Below are 15,605 nucleotides of genomic sequence, written 5' to 3'. Positions count from 1 at the left end.
GGATGCTGTCGCCCGTCGAGTTCGAACGGCAGCAGGCTTTGATGGCTCAAGGCGTCTAGAAAACTAGGGGCTACTCATCATGACGGGAGAATGAAAGGCACACCGATCCCTCGCGTCAGCCTCTTGGCGAACGCTTCCCATCGCGACTAGGGTCGGCGCGGAGGATATCGATGACGACGACGCCACGCCTGCCTTTCGCGCCCCTGATGCTGCTCGCCACGGTGTTCGTCGGCGGGGCTTCCGTCCATGCCGCGGAACCGGCATCACCCGATCTGGGCGACTGGACGCTCGCACCGAGTGAAGATGGCGATGGGTGTTTCCTGACCCGTATCTATCCACGGCCGGGCGATACGACATTGCTGCTCGGGCTGGACCGCGACGGGTCGAACCACCTGACGGTCCTGAACGCCAATTGGTCGATCAAGCCCAAGGCGCGCCTGTCGCTCGACTTCCGGCTGAGCAGCGGGGGCTATCCCAAGCATTTCGCGGTGGGGCTGGCGACGGATGGCAAGCGCGGATTCGTCACCAGCTTCGAAAAGGCCTTCCCCACCTATCTCGCCAAGTCGCAGCGGCTGGACATCGCGCGGGGCGACGTGCCGGTCGAGCGGCTGGCGCTGGACGGCAGCGGCGCGGCGATCGCGGCATTGCGCGATTGCGTCGCCGCGCAACGCGCCACGCCCGCCAAGTCCTTGAAAAGGGACGCCGCGACCGACGGGATACCGCTGGATCCGTTCGCCCGACATGCCGGACGGAAGCGCTGATCCCTGAACGAAGACTTAACAAAACGTCATGTTGACCAAGTAATGATGGTTATTTTGCAGTAAACGCTTGGTCGAAAACTTGGCACGGTCGAACATATTTGGGATTGTCGAACTTTTCCCGCTCAGCTTCGTTGTTGCGGTTGGTTAACGACTGAAAGAACTGTTATGTCTGCTTTTGCATCCAAATCCCTGCTCGCGGTGGTGACTCTGGCCGGTGCTGTCGGCCTCAGCGGCTGCGCGACCAAGTCCTTCGTGCGGGAACAGATCGCTCCGGTCAGCCAGCGCGTCGATTCGCTCGAATCGCGTCTCCAGCAGACCGACGGCACCGCCAAGCAGGCGCTCGCCGAGGCGCAGGCGGCGTCGGGCCAGTCCCAGGCCAATGGCCAGCGTCTTGACCAGCTCGGCGGTCGTGTCGATGGCGTCGAACAGCGCCTGACCGTGCAGGAACAGAAGCCCGCCCGTCGCCCCCGGCATTGATCTCGCCGGTTTGAGCGATAGGGTCGATTGAATGCCGTGCCGGCCTTCCCCCGATGCCGGGGGAGGGTCGGCCTTTTGCCTGAGTATGCCCCGCCGATGACGTTCCTGCCCCGATGAAAGCCCTGCTCCTTCCGCTGGCGGGGCTGGCCCTGCTGCTGCCTGTGGTCGCGCAGGCGCGGCCCGCCGATGCGCCCAGGACGACCGTCCGCAAGGCGAAGGCCAAGCCGAAGGCGGCGGCCCGCAAGGTCCCCGCCAAACCCGCCGCCCAGCCCGATCCGGTACTGCTTCCCTCGCCGGAGGCGCAGCGGGTGATCAGCTGGGTCGGCGCATCACAGGATAATCATGGCCTGCCCTGGGCCGTGGTCGACAAGAAGAACGCGACGCTGTTCCTGTTCGCGGCGGATGGCACGCAAATGGCGGCGGTGCCGGTGCTGATCGGCATCATGCCGGGCGACGAGGCCAGCCCCGGTGTGGGCACCAAGACGCTGGCCTCGCTGGGCCCTGCCGAGAAGACGACGCCCGCCGGACGCTACCTCGCGAAGTTCGGCATGCCGATCGGTGGCGAGCGCGTGCTGTGGGTCGATTATGCGACCTCGGTGGCGCTCCACCCGATCCCCAAGGACGCTGGCGCGCGCGAGAAGCGGCGTGAGCGGATGCTGTCGCCGACGCCGGACGACAATCGCATCACCTTCGGCTGCATCAACGTGCCGCAGGCCTTTTACACCAGGCAATTGCGAACGGCCTTCCGGCGCAAGGGCGGCTACGTCTATATCCTGCCCGACACCAAGACGATGGAAGAGGTCTTTCCCCGCCTGCGCGCACAGATCGCGTCGTAGCGTGTAGCGGATCGTCGGCGGGCCGACGCTTGGGATCGGCCGATCGAGGTCGATTCGGTAAGCGCCGCGCCGTCGATACGGACGCGGCGCCTTGTCCGCGGCGAGACGCTCATTTCGACACGTCGGACAAGCAACGTCATGCCATCGCGGGTTAAAATTGCGGCGCCGCAATGACGATCACGTGAACAGTTGCAATCGACACCAGTGAATAGGTGGGATAAGCCGGTCCGATGGCAGACATTCCCCAGACCCCGCTGCTCGACACGGTCCACACACCCGACGACCTGCGGCAATTGGCGCCCGACCAGTTGCGGCAACTGGCGGACGAATTGCGGACCGAGACGATTTCGGCGGTCGGCACCACCGGCGGCCATCTCGGCTCCGGACTGGGCGTGGTCGAGCTGACGGTCGCGATCCATTATGTCTTCAACACGCCTGACGACCGGCTGATCTGGGACGTCGGGCACCAATGCTATCCGCACAAGATCCTGACCGGGCGGCGCGAGCGGATCCGCACGATCCGCCAGGGCGGCGGTCTGTCGGGCTTCACCAAGCGGACCGAGAGCGAATACGACCCCTTCGGCGCGGCGCACAGCTCGACCTCGATCTCGGCGGCGCTGGGCTTCGCCATCGCCAACAAGCTGGCGGGTACGCCGGGCAAGGGCATCGCCGTCATCGGCGACGGCGCGATGTCGGCGGGCATGGCCTATGAGGCGATGAACAATGCCGAGCAGGCGGGCAATCGCCTGATCGTCATCCTCAACGACAACGACATGTCGATCGCGCCGCCGGTCGGCGGGCTGTCGGCCTATCTGTCGCGGATGGTGTCGAGCCGCGAGTTCCTGGGCGTGCGCGACGTGCTCAAGAAGCTCGCCAAGCGCTTCCCGCGCCCGATCCAGAAGGCCGCGCAGAAGACCGACGAGTTCGCGCGCGGCATGACCATGGGCGGTACGCTGTTCGAGGAGCTGGGCTTCTATTATGTCGGCCCGATCGACGGTCACAATCTCGACCACCTGATCCCGGTGCTGGAGAATGTCCGCGACGCCGAGCAGGGCCCGATCCTGATCCATGTCGTCACCAAGAAGGGCAAGGGCTATGCCCCCGCCGAGGCGGCGGCGGACAAATATCACGGCGTCCAGAAGTTCGACGTGATCACCGGCGCGCAGGCAAAGGCGCCCCCGGGGCCGCCCGCCTATCAGAATGTCTTCGGCGAGGCGCTGGCGAAGGAAGCCGATACGGATCCGCGCATCTGCGCCATCACGGCGGCGATGCCGTCGGGCACCGGGCTCGACCGGTTCGCGTCGGCCCATCCCGAGCGGTTCTTCGACGTTGGCATCGCCGAACAACATGCGGTGACCTTCGCGGCGGGGCTGGCGGCGCAGGGCATGAGGCCGTTCTGCGCCATCTATTCGACCTTCCTCCAGCGCGCCTATGACCAGGTCGTCCATGACGTGGCGATCCAGAACCTGCCCGTCCGCTTTGCGATCGACCGCGCCGGGCTGGTCGGTGCCGACGGCGCGACCCATGCGGGATCGTTCGACGTCACGTATCTGGCCAGCCTGCCCAACATGGTGGTGATGGCCGCCGCCGACGAGGCGGAGCTGGTCCACATGGTCCATACCTGCGTCAACCACGACAGCGGGCCGATTGCGGTCCGCTACCCGCGCGGCAATGGTGTCGGCATCGTGCTGCCCGAGACGGCGCAACTGCTCGAGATCGGCAAGGGCCGCATCGTTCGCGAGGGCAAGAAGGTCGCGATCCTGTCGCTCGGCACGCGCCTGGCGGAGGCGTTGCGCGCCGCCGACACGCTGGAGGCCAAGGGGTTGTCGACCTCGGTCGCCGACCTGCGCTTCGCCAAGCCGCTCGACGAGGCGCTGATCCGCCGCATGTTGACCACCCATGAGGTGGCGGTGACGATCGAGGAGAATGCGATCGGCGGCCTCGGCGCGCATGTCCTGACCATGGCGTCGGACGAAGGCCTGATCGATGGCGGCCTCAAGCTGCGCACGATGCGCCTGCCGGATGTCTTCCAGGATCAGGACAAGCCCGAGGTGCAATATGCGCAGGCCGGACTGGATGCCGATGCGATCGTCGACACCGTCCTGAAGGCGCTTCGCCATAACAGCGCCAATGTGCCCGAGGGCGCGCGCGCATGATCCGTGGCTGGACCGCCGTCATCGTCTTCACGACGCTGGCGGTGGTCATGATGGTCGGGGTGAACGTGCGGATGTGGCGGCGGATGAAGGCCGCTACGGCGGTGGCGAAGGCGGACGGCGATGGCCGGAAGGCTGATGATGCCGACACGGCCGAACGAGACCCCGCGCTCCCTTCGGTTTAGGGCCGATCGACATTCAACTATGCCTGTCCTTCCCTCGCCCCTCGTGGAGGGGAGAGGGGAGAATAAGCTGAATGTCGATCGGCCCTAGTTCGAAGGGTCCCCATCGATAGGATTTCCCTTAGCCTTCGACTTCGCTCAGGCTGAACGGAGGGAGGGCCTCATCGTCCGTTCGTGCCGAGCGAAGTCGAAGCGCAAGCTCGGACATTCGCCTCAAACCCAAAGCTTTACCGTCCCAGATAATGCGCGTGCGCGGCATCGGTCGCGTTGACCGCCAGCACCGCGCGCGCATCGCCGGGCGATAGCGGCCCGTGTGAGGTCGGGCGGTCCATCCCACTCGCCGCGATCACGCGGTCGAGCAGTTCCTGCCCTTCACGCCACCAGCCCAACCCGCTCGCGGCATTGATATGCCCCTGCTGTCCGGCATCGACGAAGTGGCTGCCCCAATCGACCGCCAGGCTGTGCGCGCGCTCGATCGAGATCCAGGGATCGTCCTGGCTTGCGACCAGGATCGACGGGAAGGGCAGGGGCGTTCGCGGCGAGGGTGCGAAGCCCTTCAACGCGTCGGGCGCGTCGGGCCGATCGACATCGGCGGGCGCGACCAGCAGGGCGCCTGCGACCGGCCAGCCATAGGGTTGCGGCGAAAGCTCCGCCCACCACGCGACCGCGAGACAGCCCAGCGAGTGGGCGGCCAGTATGACCGGTGCCTGCGCCTGCCGGATGGCCTGATCGAGCCGTGTGACCCAGGCGTTGCGATGCGGCGTAGACCACATGCCCAGTTCGACCCGGATGGTGTCGGGCCGCGCCTCTTCCCACAGGCTTTGCCAGTGCGATCGGCCCGAGCCGCCAAGCCCGGGAACGGTGAGGACCGTCGGTTTGCGGGCCTCATAGGATGCGAACGAACCCATATGGCATCTCCTCGTTGCGGGCCGGGTCGACTCCCGATCCTTGGCTCAAGGTATTCCTACCAAATCAATAGGCAATAGATCGCGCGCCAAAGGGATCGCGTCTTGCGACGGGCCGAGGCGGGGGGTAGGGCGGGGCATGGCCAAACAGCGTGTCGACCAGATGCTCGTGGATCGTGGGCTCGTGGAATCGCGGTCCCGCGCGCAGGCGTTGGTGATGGCGGGGCTCGTCTTCTCGGGCGAGGCGAAGATCGCCAAGCCGGGGCAGCAATTGCCCGAAGACGCCGCGCTCGACGTGCGAGGGCGCGACCATCCCTGGGTGTCGCGCGGCGGGATCAAGCTGGCGCATGGCCTTGAGCATTTTGGCTGGGACGTGACGGGCGCGGTGGCGATCGATGTCGGCAGCTCGACCGGCGGGTTCACCGACGTACTGCTCCAGAACGGCGCGGCGCGCGTCTATGCGGTGGACAGCGGCACCAACCAGCTCGCCTGGTCGCTCCGCCAGGACCCCCGCGTCATCGTCCATGAACAGACCAGCGCGCGCATCCTGACCGAGGCGCACATTCCAGAGCCGATCGACATCATCGTCTGCGATGCCAGTTTCATCGGCCTGGCCAAGGTGCTGGAGCGGCCGATGCGCTTCGCCGGTCCGGCTGCGCGCCTGCTCGCGCTCATCAAGCCGCAGTTCGAGGCGGGGCGCGAGGAAGTGGGGAAGGGCGGCGTCGTCCGGGATCCGGTGGTCCACGCCCGCGTCTGCGACCAGGTCGTCGCCTGGCTAACCGAGGCGGGCTGGACGGTCGTTGGGGTGACGCAAAGCCCGATCACCGGGCCAGAGGGGAATATCGAGTTTCTGGTCGCCGCATCCCGAAATTGAACGGCCTGGCGCGGTTAACGTTCACCTTATCCGTTTACTGTGGATGCCGCGTGCGGCAGACCGATGGCCAACATGGCGAAAGAGGGTCAATTGGGTACGATCGCATCGAAGGGTCAGTTGCGAATGTCCTTCCTGCGCTGGGCGGTCGTCATCGTGCCCCTTGTGCTGCTGCTCGGCTTCGCTTCCGGCCGCTCGGTGCCGTCGGGCAGCGAGAATGGCTGGTACATGGCGCTGACCAAGCCCGAGCTGACGCCGCCGGGCTGGGTCTTTCCCGTGGCCTGGACGACGCTCTACATCCTGATTGGGCTCGCGCTGGCGATGATCGTCCACGCACGGGGTGCGCGCGGGCGCGGCGTCGCGATCGGCCTGTTCATCGTCCAGTTCGCGCTCAACCTCGCATGGACGCCGATGTTTTTCGGCGCGCACAAGGTCGGGACGGCGCTGGTCCTGATCGTCGCGATCCTGTCGCTGTCGATCGTGACGACCTTCGCCTTTTCGCGCATCCGGCGCGGCGCGGCGTGGCTGATGCTGCCGTATCTGGTATGGCTGTCCTTCGCGGGCGTGCTCAACTGGCGGATCGGGCAGCTCAATCCCGACGCGGAAAGACTTGTGCCGAGCGCCCAGACCTCCCAAATGCTGTGAAACGATTTTTGGGAATTTGATCATGCAGGCCGACAACAAGCTGTTCGACGATTTCGCCAAGGTGATGAACGGCCTGGCCGGGACGGTCGCCGGCATGGGCCGTGAGGCCGAATCGAGCGCCCGTTCGCGCGCGCGCGAATGGATCGGCGGCCTCGACTTCGTCAGCCGCGAGGAGTTCGAGGTGGTCAAGGCGATGGCGGTCGCCGCCCGCGACGAGGCCGATGCGCTGAAGGCGCGTCTGGATGCGCTCGAGGCCCGCTCGGCAACCACCCCCGCCGCGACGACGCCCGGGGCCTGATCCTGACCCGCTTGATCCGTTCCCATGGCTGGTCCGGTGCGAGGCGCCGGACAGCTATCCACAGTTTTCGGCGACGGGCTGCTTGCAGCCCGGCCGCGCGCGGTGCAACCTGCGGCGGTCTGGGTTTGTTCGCAGAGGCCTGTGATGCTTGAATCGACCGATCACGAAGCCGATGACTCGGCCCCCATCGACATGCTGGAGGCGTATTTCGCCGCGCATGGATGGGAACATGAGCGGCATGACGAGGAAATCGTCGCGACCGTAAAGGGGAGCTGGGCCAGCTACGAGTTGCGCGCGCTCTGGCGCGACGACGACAGCGTCCTGCAATTCCTGGCCTTTCCCGATATCAAGGTGACCGAGGATCGCCGCTCCAGCATCTACGAGGCGCTGGCGCTGGTGAACGAACAGCTCTGGATCGGCCATTTCGAGCTGTGGTCGAACAGCGGCATCCTGCTCTACCGCCACGCCGCGATGGTCGATGGCGGCGAGGACGGCACCATCTCGCTGTCCGCGACAGAGCTGCTCGTCGAATCGGCGATCGAGGAATGCGAGCGCTTCTACCCCGTCTTCCAGTTCGTCCTGTGGGGCGGCAAGACCCCGCGCGAGGCGCTCGCCGCCGCGCTGATCGAGACGCAAGGCGAAGCGTGAAGCGCTCGCGATGAGCTTTCCCGAAGGCCCCATCTGGCTGATCGGCTGTGGCAACATGGCCGGGGCGATGCTCCGTCGCTGGCTGGCGTGCGGGCTGGACCCGCGCCAGGTTACGGTCGTCACGCGCAGCGGACGCGGGGCGCCGGACGGGGTTCGGTCGCTGACCACCTTGCCCGCCGACGAAGTGCCCGCGACCCTGATGCTGGGGTTCAAGCCGCAGCAGCTCGACGATGTCGCGCCGACCCTGGCGCATCTCCGTCCGGCTTTGCTGCTGTCGATCCTCGCGGGGGTGGAGACCCGGGCGCTGGCGTCGCGCATTCCCGCGGGTGCGGTGGTGCGGATGATGCCCAACCTGCCGGTCGCGATCGGGCAGGGGGTGACGGCGCTCTTCACCAACTCGGCGGATCCCGATGTTCGGGCGGCGGCCGAGGCGCTGGCCACCCCGTTGGGGATCGCGCCATGGGTCGAGGACGAGGACCGGTTCGACGCCGTCACCGCCCTTGCGGGATGCGGTCCGGCCTTTGTGTTCCGCTTCATCGACGCGTTGGCGCAGGCGGGGGTCGGCCTTGGCATTTCGCCCGACATGGCGCAGCGGCTCGCACTCGCGACGGTCGACGGCGCCGGTGCCATGGCGATGAACGCCCAGGTGGACGCCGCCACGCTCGCCGACCGCGTGGCGAGCCCCGGTGGCTCGACCCGCGAAGGCCTGAACGTCCTCGACGCCGATAACGCTCTGCTGCGAATGATGGCGGATACGTTGGCGGCTTCCGAGCGCCGCAACCGCGAAATGGCCGCCGCCGCGCGTCGCTGACCCCGGCCAATAGCGTCATCCCAGCGTCGGCTGGGAATTCCGGCAGCTCTGGACCCGTAAGCTGTGGGAGGCCCCGGCCTGCGCTGGGGCGACGGGCCGGGGGATCACCCCCCCCCCCCCGACCGTCACCCGTCGTGGGAGCGCAGATCCTCGATCCGGGCGCGTTCCTGTTCGGGGATGAATCCCTCCAGCACGGTCCAGAACCCGGTCACCGCCTGCTGCCCGGCGCGGGCATAGGCCTTGGACAGCTTCTCGCGCAGCGCGTCGAACAGTTCGGCTTCCATCTTGGCGCCCGTCGGCGTCAGGCGAAGCAACCTTTGCCGCCGATCGCGATCGCCCGGCCGGGTTTCGACCAGATCGCGGCTCGCCAGTTCGTTGAGCACGCGACCCAGCGACTGTTTGGTGATCGCCAGGAGCGACAGCAATTCGCTGACCGTCATGTCTGGCTTGCGCGCCATGAAATAGAGCGCACGGTGATGGGCACGGCCCAACCCCTGCGCGGCGAGGCCGCGATCGATCGAGCGCACGAGGTGACTATTGCCGAAATACAGCAATTCCATACCCCTGCGGAGTTCGGGCTCGCGGAGAAATTGTGCCGATGCGGACTGGTTAGAGGCAGCCATGTTGACCCGTCTAGACACAGGGCCTAGGCCACGGCAACCCAAAACAGAGAGATGATCATGGACGCGGCACAATCCCTTACGTTTCGGTTCGACCCTTGCGCGACCCCGGTCGCCGCGAGCGAGCGGGCGGCGCGTCTGGTCGATCCGGGCTTCGGTCGCGTCTTCACCGATCACATGGCGCTGATCCGCTACAGCGATGAAAAGGGCTGGCACGACGCGCAGATCACCGCGCGCGCGCCGCTGAGCATCGATCCGGCGGCCTCGGTCCTCCACTATGCGCAGGAAATCTTCGAGGGGATGAAGGCCTATCGCCTGGCCGATGGCGGCACCGCGCTGTTCCGTCCCGAGGCGAATGCCCGCCGTTTCCAGGACTCCGCGCGCCGCCTGGCGATGCCCGAGCTGCCCGAGAACCTCTTCCTCGAATCCGTCGAGCGACTGGTCGAGGTCGAGCGCGACTGGATTCCCGAGCAGGATGGCGGAGCACTCTATCTGCGCCCCTTCATGTTCGCGAGCGAGGTCTTCCTCGGCGTGAAGCCGTCCGCCGAATATCTCTACATGGTCATCGCCTCGTCGGTCGGCGCCTATTTCAAGGGCGGTGCCCCCGCCGTGTCGATCTGGGTGAGCCAGGGATATACGCGCGCCGCACCGGGCGGCACCGGCGCGGCCAAGTGCGGCGGCAACTACGCGGCCAGCCTGCTCGCACAGAAGGAAGCGATCGCGAACGGTTGCGATCAGGTGGTATTCCTCGACGCGGTCGAGCGCCGCTGGGTCGAGGAATTGGGCGGCATGAACGTCTTCTTCGTGTTCGACGACGGATCGCTGGTCACCCCGCCGCTGACCGGTACGATCCTGCCCGGCATCACCCGCGATTCGATCCTGACCATCGCCCGCGCGCAGGGACTGGCCGTGCGCGAGGAGCATTATGCGATCGAGCAGTGGCGCGCCGATGCCGCCAGCGGTCGCCTGGTCGAGGCGTTCGCCTGCGGCACGGCGGCGGTCGTCACCCCGATCGGCAGCGTCGCCGAACCTGCGGGTCGCTTCACCATCGGCAGCGGCGGCCCCGGCCAGCTGACCATGCGGTTGCGCGAACAACTGGTCGCGATCCAGCGCGGCCAGGCCCCCGACCCGAACGGCTGGATGCGCCGCCTGGGCTGACGATTTCGCGCCGATAAGGGCTTTTCAAGAACGGCGCGCCGGTTATAAGGCGCGCCTCTCCACTGGGGCGTCGCCAAGCGGTAAGGCAACGGTTTTTGGTACCGTCATACGCAGGTTCGAATCCTGCCGCCCCAGCCATCTGCCTGAAATCCCAGCCAATTGGCTGCTAAGTGTTTGAAGACGCTGGCTGACTATCAGGGTCGGCCGTTGGCACCTGCACAATTGTGCATCGGATTGTGCCAATGCGCTGGCCGGGAAGGCCGCGGTTTTGGACTGTCTTCAACACGTTTACCGGCGCGGGCACATTTTCTGGTGGCGCCGAATTCACCGTTTATTGGATAATGGCACCCTAGATGTCCGGCTGTCGCTGCGGACCACCGACCGGAAGGCAGCGCGCAACATGGGGGCGGCGCTCACGGCGGTGACGCCGAGGGTGCTGGAGATGCTCGACAGGCGGGCCAAGCAGAAGACCGATATCACCGAGCAGGAGCTCCAGGCGATCGCCAAGGCGATGTACGAGGAGCGGCTGGCCGAGGTGTGCACCCTGCAGCGATCGACGCCATACGATTTTGAGACCCACTCGGCCGCCAATCTGGCCTTCATTGATTATTTCGAGCGGCTGAAGAACCAGGGGGGCCATAGGTCCTTCCTGCCGAGCGAAGAGCGCGAATTGGAGGCGGAGGGCTGGAGCGCGCAGCGGATCGCCGACCTGCGCACGATCATCGCGATGCGCGAGGAGCGCGGCGTTAATCTGATCCGGCCAGACGAGATCGATCGCCATCTCGCCGCCGCCGGTTTCCCAGTCGATGACCGGCGGCGCTGGATGCTGGAGCTAGCCCTCTATCCGGCCTACCGCGACGTCTATGCCGCCGCAGAGGCGCAGCTTCGAGGTGCGGCCACGCCCGGGACGGTGGCGCCTGGCCATTCGGCCATGCCTGCACCGGCGCAGCCGTCGCCTTCTCCGGTCGCTGGCATCCATCCTGCGCCGGTCGGTATGGCTCCGGCGGTGCCAGAGGACTGGCTGCGTTGCACCCCGACCGAGGCAGCGGAGCGAATGATCGCCACGACGCCTCGCCTGCTGGAGCATCGCAAGGGCGGCAAGCGTGAGAAGGACAGCGTCGGCGAACAGACGCTGCGCCAGATCCGCTGGGCCGCCGTGCTGCTACAGAAGTCGCTGCCGGCCGGCACGCCGATGTGGCGGGTTACCAAGGCGGACATCGTCAAGCTCGACAAATGGTTCGACCGGCTCTCCGTCAACTATGGCAAGGCCGCTGGCGACCACGATCTTGGGCAGAGCCTGGAACAGGCGGCGGCCGTGTTCGCCGATCGGGTCGAGAATGGCGACGTGCCGATGGATCAGATCGGCTTGTCCACCGGCACCGCAAACAAGCATTTCAACAAGCTGGGCCAGATCCACAGCTTCACGCGCAAGGCGGTGCCCATCGCCGAGCCGATCGACTTCGGCGAGTTCACGGCCCCGATCGACAAGGACGAACGCGAGGCGCGGTTGCGCTATACGCGGGAGCAGGGCGAAGCGATCTTCCGCCTGCCGCCATGGACCGGCTGTGTCGGCGTCGAGGAGCGACTAAAGCCCGGCTCCAAGATCATCCACGATGGCCTGTTCTATCTGCTGCTGCTCGTCTGGTACACCGGCGCACGTCGCGAGGAACTGGCGAAGCTGATGCTCGACGATGTCGAGGAGCGGCATGGCATCGACTATCTGCTGATCCGCCCCACCATCACCGGGCGGATCAAGAACAAGTCCGCCCGGCGCGTGATCGTCATCGCCGACGAGCTGATCCGGTTGGGCTTCCTGCGTTATGTCGAGGCGATGCGCGGGGCCGGGGAGACGCTGCTGTTCCCCGAATTCGTGCCCGGAGGCGATACCAAGCGAAAGCTGGGCGACGTCTTCTACAAGCTGTGGTGGATCTACATCGCGCCGAGCGTGCCCGACCGGAAGCGCGGTCAGGCGATGCACTCCGCCCGCCATACCGTGTCGGACGAGCTGAAGGATCAGGAGGTCTTCATCGAGTTCCGCAACGATCTACTCGGCCACAAGGGGACGGGTGGCGAAGGCATGACGCGCTATCCGGGGCGGGCCTCGCTCGAGAAGCTCAAGGCCACGGTGGCAAAGATTCCGATCGTGACCGGCCATCTGCCGGACCAGCGGACCATCCGCCTCTTACCGTCAAACATGCGGCAGGCGCGCCCTACGCGCGCCAAAGGGGACCGCGCATGACGCGCTCCAGGCAGCCCCGGCGGGCTGAACAGAAAAGAAGAAGAGGCGTGCGCACCAACAAGGAGACGAGGATGCGCTCCGGCTCTCGCCTCCGCGATGTCGAGCGAGGAAACAGAGTAGCAGGATGGGTGGTGTACTACACCACAGTCCGCCGGGGCGGACCTGCTCCGCGCCGACGGCTTGTCGCAGGGGCAGAGAAATGAGCAAGGTCGCGACCGACCGGCCAAGCCGTAAGCCGCGCGGGAAGCGCGCGCCGCGCGCAAAAACTGGCGAGAGCATCAACATTCGAGTCACGGCCGATGAGAAGCGGCTGCTCATTCAAGAGGCGGGTGAAGTCGGCATATCGAAGTACGTCCGCAAACGCCTGTTCGACGGGGGCTTGCGCGATCGGGACAAGCTTCGTGAGATAGCCGTCCTGCACGTGCTCGGGCGACGTATTCAGGATTTGGCCGAAAAGACGGAAATCGAGGCCGGTATCGTCGCCGACACGCTTGGTGACATATGCGCAGCGATCGGGGGCCTGACCGTCGATCTGGACGATGCTAGCGACGGGGCGCCGACGCCGTGATCGTGAAGCATATTCCAGCACGGCCTGCCGGACGCAATGCGACCATTGAGCGGGCGCGGCATGCCCGCAATCTCGTCGATTATCTTCGACAGCCTGAGAAGCAGAGCGCAGAGAAGGATTATCAAGTCGCCTACATGCTTCGTGAGGGGCTTGGCGATACGAAAGGAGAGCGCCTCTTCCATATCGGTGCCCGCAACTTCGTCAGCACGGATATCGCCGGGCAACGGGCTGAAATGATCGCCATCGCTCAGATGGCAAGCCGCAGTCCCAATCCGATTGATCACTGGCTGCTCAGCTGGCGCGAGGGCGAACTCCCGATGCCCGCGGAGATCGACGAGACGGTGGCAATGTTCGTCGAGCACCTCGGCGTCGGTAACCAGCCGTGCATCTATGCCTGCCACGGCGACACTGATAATCGGCACGTCCATCTGGCACTCAATCGATACGATCCGCTGTCGGAGCGGATGATTGAGATCAACGACGGCTTCACCCGCGAAGCGGCGCATCAGGCGATCGCTCTCGTTGTCGATCGGTTTGGATGGCAGTCGGAAGCCGACGCGCGCTATCACGTCGTGAACGGCAGACTGGTTATGGCGGCCAGTGCCGCAGCAAGACAGAAGGCGGGACGCAAGCCGCTCAGTCCGAAGGCAATGTCGTTTGAGAACCGGACCGGCTATCGCTCTGCACAGCGGATCGTTCAGGAGGACGCGGTACCACGCATCAAGGCTGCGCAGTCTTGGAATGACCTGCATGCCACGTTGGCGGAGGTCGGTATTCGCTACGACATCGTCGGCACCAATGGCGTGACGCTCACGGTCGGTGACGAACGCGTGAAGGCGTCCGGTATCGATCGAGGGATCACCCGGACCCAGGTAGAGAAACGTCTCGGTCCATTCGAGCCGCGGGGGGAGGCGATTCATGAAGCATGGCGTAACCCCCATAGTGATCGACTTGCCGAGGCGTTCCGTGCCGATGAGTATCGCGCACAATGCGAGCGCTGGCGGCGTCAGCAGAAAATACGTCGCGAGCAGCGTTCACTGCCGGCCGGCCTTGCACAGGAAGAAGGCGAACAGGCGCAACCTGCGGCAGGAGAAATTCAGCCCCCGCTGACGCGACCGCCGCCTGATCTGGAGAGCTGGTATTATGCGCGCCGAGAAGGTGCTTTCGCAAAGCGCTGGCGACACCGCTTCGAGGTGGAGGAGCTGCCGCACTTCAGCGGCGTCGCCCAGGGCAAGTCTGGTTTGCCAACTGCAATCGATGGCTATCATGGCTATCCCTGCTCAGACGGCACGCGCTATGCCCGAGGACCCGACGAGCCGACGGCATTCCTGGATCGCGGCCCGAAGATTGGGGTCGTCATTCAGAACGACGAGGCCATGCTGGCCGCCCTGCGGCTGGCTGCGCTGAAGTTCGACGGCAAGATATCGGTCAACGGCGACAAGCAGTTTCGAGAGCGCACGTTCGAAATCGCTCAGCGACATGGATTGGGACATGTGCTGGCGGATGCGGATTTGGCAGCCAAGTGGCGAGCGCTTCAGCCCAAAGCTACCTCTCAGGGGCCGACCCGATCAACCATCGTCCCAAATTCAGATTCGCAAATGGGGGAGAACGGGTCACGAGAAATCGAAGGTCTTGGTGAACCCGCTATCGGGTCAAAGTTGCAGTCGAACACATCGGGTAATTCATCGCCGCCAAATGTTCCAGTCAGCGCCGCGGCGTTGGAGGTTGCAGGAAGTGCAATTGATCCTGTTTCGGCACCCCAATCCGAACCCGTTGATGACCTATCGCGCGCACGGGCATTAGCTCTTCCTCGCGAGCAGCAAGCTCTCAGGCAGTCGTGGAAGCGGGCTTTCGCAAAATTGAGCGAAATGGGGCGTCTACCGGTCTGCGATGAGGCCGGGCGATGGTCGATCAGCACCGAGGGACTATCGCTTGATGAGCGGCGGGCCTTGTCAGCCCGAGGCCAAGATGCGGAGACGCAGAAGCGGTTCGCCGAGATGAATGCTAATCACCCGAAGCCTGAAATTTCTGCGGCCGAATCCAGCCGTATAACGAAGCAAAGCGTTCTTGAACTCGGGCGCATTGTGTCCGCCGGCAAATATGTCGACCCAACCCATGCTCAGCAGGACGTGCTTGCATCGGCAAGACTAAGTAATGGAAGGGGTAAATCAGATGAAGATTTACCTGAGAGGCGGGGAGGAGGTAAAGAGCGATAGCGGGGGAGGCTGTCATCGTCCATAGGCGCGTGAAGCGACATCCTTAAAGTAGCGAGAGTCTTGCGATTATCGTGGTATCCCCGAGGGCAGTCTCCGAGATTTCACCCCATCTGCGGAAGGGGCAGCTTGCGACCAATATACGCTGTTCCGACGACGCACGCGGAACGACAGCTCACGCCGGAACCGGATGAACCGCCGCTGCGCCGATGCTCGTCAC

Annotated in this window: 16 protein-coding genes and 1 tRNA gene; 15 read left to right on the top strand and 2 right to left on the bottom strand. The window is 65.3% G+C overall.

Annotation, left to right across the window (positions count from 1 at the left end; all coding sequences use genetic code 11):
• The first annotated feature begins 170 nt into the window (after positions 1-170).
• The 5 genes from LRP66_RS16915 (at position 171) to LRP66_RS16895 (ending at position 4,412) form a co-directional block, all read left to right on the top strand.
• Complete coding sequence (locus LRP66_RS16915) at positions 171-761, top strand: hypothetical protein (protein ID WP_230483770.1); 591 nt, start codon at positions 171-173, stop codon at positions 759-761.
• 165 nt (positions 762-926) lie between these two features.
• Positions 927-1,238, top strand: a complete 312-nt coding sequence (locus LRP66_RS16910; protein WP_230483769.1) for a hypothetical protein — start codon at positions 927-929, stop codon at positions 1,236-1,238.
• 113 nt (positions 1,239-1,351) lie between these two features.
• Positions 1,352-2,074, top strand: a complete 723-nt coding sequence (locus tag LRP66_RS16905; protein WP_230483768.1) for a hypothetical protein — start codon at positions 1,352-1,354, stop codon at positions 2,072-2,074.
• A 230-nt stretch (positions 2,075-2,304) separates the two neighbouring features.
• Positions 2,305-4,230, top strand: coding sequence for a 1-deoxy-D-xylulose-5-phosphate synthase (dxs, locus tag LRP66_RS16900; protein WP_230483767.1), 1,926 nt, complete (start codon positions 2,305-2,307; stop codon positions 4,228-4,230).
• Complete coding sequence (locus LRP66_RS16895) at positions 4,227-4,412, top strand: hypothetical protein (RefSeq protein WP_230483766.1); 186 nt, start codon at positions 4,227-4,229, stop codon at positions 4,410-4,412. Before dxs ends, LRP66_RS16895 begins: the two co-directional genes overlap by 4 nt.
• Positions 4,413-4,636: 224 nt before the next feature.
• On the opposite strand, the gene LRP66_RS16890 is transcribed toward LRP66_RS16895, so the two are convergent.
• Positions 4,637-5,317, bottom strand: coding sequence for an RBBP9/YdeN family alpha/beta hydrolase (locus LRP66_RS16890; protein ID WP_230483765.1), 681 nt, complete (start codon positions 5,315-5,317; stop codon positions 4,637-4,639).
• Between the two features lie 136 nt (positions 5,318-5,453).
• Between LRP66_RS16890 and LRP66_RS16885 the strand changes: the two genes are divergently transcribed.
• The 5 genes from LRP66_RS16885 (at position 5,454) to proC (ending at position 8,587) form a co-directional block, all read left to right on the top strand.
• Positions 5,454-6,188: a TlyA family RNA methyltransferase gene (locus LRP66_RS16885; protein WP_230483764.1), complete on the top strand. Its 735-nt coding sequence runs from the start codon at positions 5,454-5,456 to the stop codon at positions 6,186-6,188.
• Between the two features lie 90 nt (positions 6,189-6,278).
• Complete coding sequence (locus tag LRP66_RS16880; RefSeq protein WP_230483763.1) at positions 6,279-6,830, top strand: TspO/MBR family protein; 552 nt, start codon at positions 6,279-6,281, stop codon at positions 6,828-6,830.
• Positions 6,831-6,852: 22 nt separating this feature from the next.
• Positions 6,853-7,128, top strand: coding sequence for an accessory factor UbiK family protein (locus LRP66_RS16875; RefSeq protein ID WP_230483772.1), 276 nt, complete (start codon positions 6,853-6,855; stop codon positions 7,126-7,128).
• Between the two features lie 144 nt (positions 7,129-7,272).
• Positions 7,273-7,776 carry a YbjN domain-containing protein gene (locus LRP66_RS16870; RefSeq protein ID WP_230483762.1) on the top strand — a complete coding sequence of 168 codons (504 nt, stop codon included), beginning with the start codon at positions 7,273-7,275 and terminating at the stop codon, positions 7,774-7,776.
• 10 nt (positions 7,777-7,786) lie between these two features.
• Positions 7,787-8,587, top strand: a complete 801-nt coding sequence (gene proC / locus LRP66_RS16865) for a pyrroline-5-carboxylate reductase (RefSeq protein ID WP_230483761.1) — start codon at positions 7,787-7,789, stop codon at positions 8,585-8,587.
• Between the two features lie 125 nt (positions 8,588-8,712).
• Here the strand turns inward: proC and LRP66_RS16860 are convergent, their stop codons facing one another.
• Positions 8,713-9,210 carry a MarR family transcriptional regulator gene (locus LRP66_RS16860; RefSeq protein ID WP_230483760.1) on the bottom strand — a complete coding sequence of 166 codons (498 nt, stop codon included), beginning with the start codon at positions 9,208-9,210 and terminating at the stop codon, positions 8,713-8,715.
• Positions 9,211-9,267: 57 nt separating this feature from the next.
• On the opposite strand from LRP66_RS16860, the gene LRP66_RS16855 reads away from it, so the two are divergent.
• The 5 genes from LRP66_RS16855 to LRP66_RS16835 all read left to right on the top strand — a co-directional run bounded on the left by LRP66_RS16855 (position 9,268) and on the right by LRP66_RS16835 (position 15,388).
• Positions 9,268-10,365, top strand: coding sequence for a branched-chain amino acid aminotransferase (locus LRP66_RS16855; RefSeq protein WP_230483759.1), 1,098 nt, complete (start codon positions 9,268-9,270; stop codon positions 10,363-10,365).
• A gap of 63 nt (positions 10,366-10,428) precedes the next feature.
• Positions 10,429-10,503, top strand: a tRNA-Gln gene (locus tag LRP66_RS16850).
• Between the two features lie 262 nt (positions 10,504-10,765).
• The gene (locus LRP66_RS16845) at positions 10,766-12,604 is read left to right on the top strand and encodes a hypothetical protein (RefSeq protein WP_230483758.1); all 1,839 of its coding nucleotides are present in this window, start codon (positions 10,766-10,768) and stop codon (positions 12,602-12,604) included.
• 199 nt (positions 12,605-12,803) lie between these two features.
• Positions 12,804-13,172 carry a plasmid mobilization protein gene (locus LRP66_RS16840; RefSeq protein WP_230483757.1) on the top strand — a complete coding sequence of 123 codons (369 nt, stop codon included), beginning with the start codon at positions 12,804-12,806 and terminating at the stop codon, positions 13,170-13,172.
• The gene (locus tag LRP66_RS16835) at positions 13,169-15,388 is read left to right on the top strand and encodes a relaxase/mobilization nuclease domain-containing protein (RefSeq protein ID WP_230483756.1); all 2,220 of its coding nucleotides are present in this window, start codon (positions 13,169-13,171) and stop codon (positions 15,386-15,388) included. The genes LRP66_RS16840 and LRP66_RS16835 overlap by 4 nt, the downstream gene beginning before the upstream one ends.
• Positions 15,389-15,605 lie beyond the last annotated feature (217 nt).

The organism is Sphingomonas sp. Leaf21, from assembly GCF_916858675.1.
Classification (GTDB): domain Bacteria; phylum Pseudomonadota; class Alphaproteobacteria; order Sphingomonadales; family Sphingomonadaceae; genus Sphingomonas.
The sequence above is the reverse complement of the archived record's forward strand: the minus strand, read 5'-3'. Positions and strand labels throughout refer to the sequence as shown.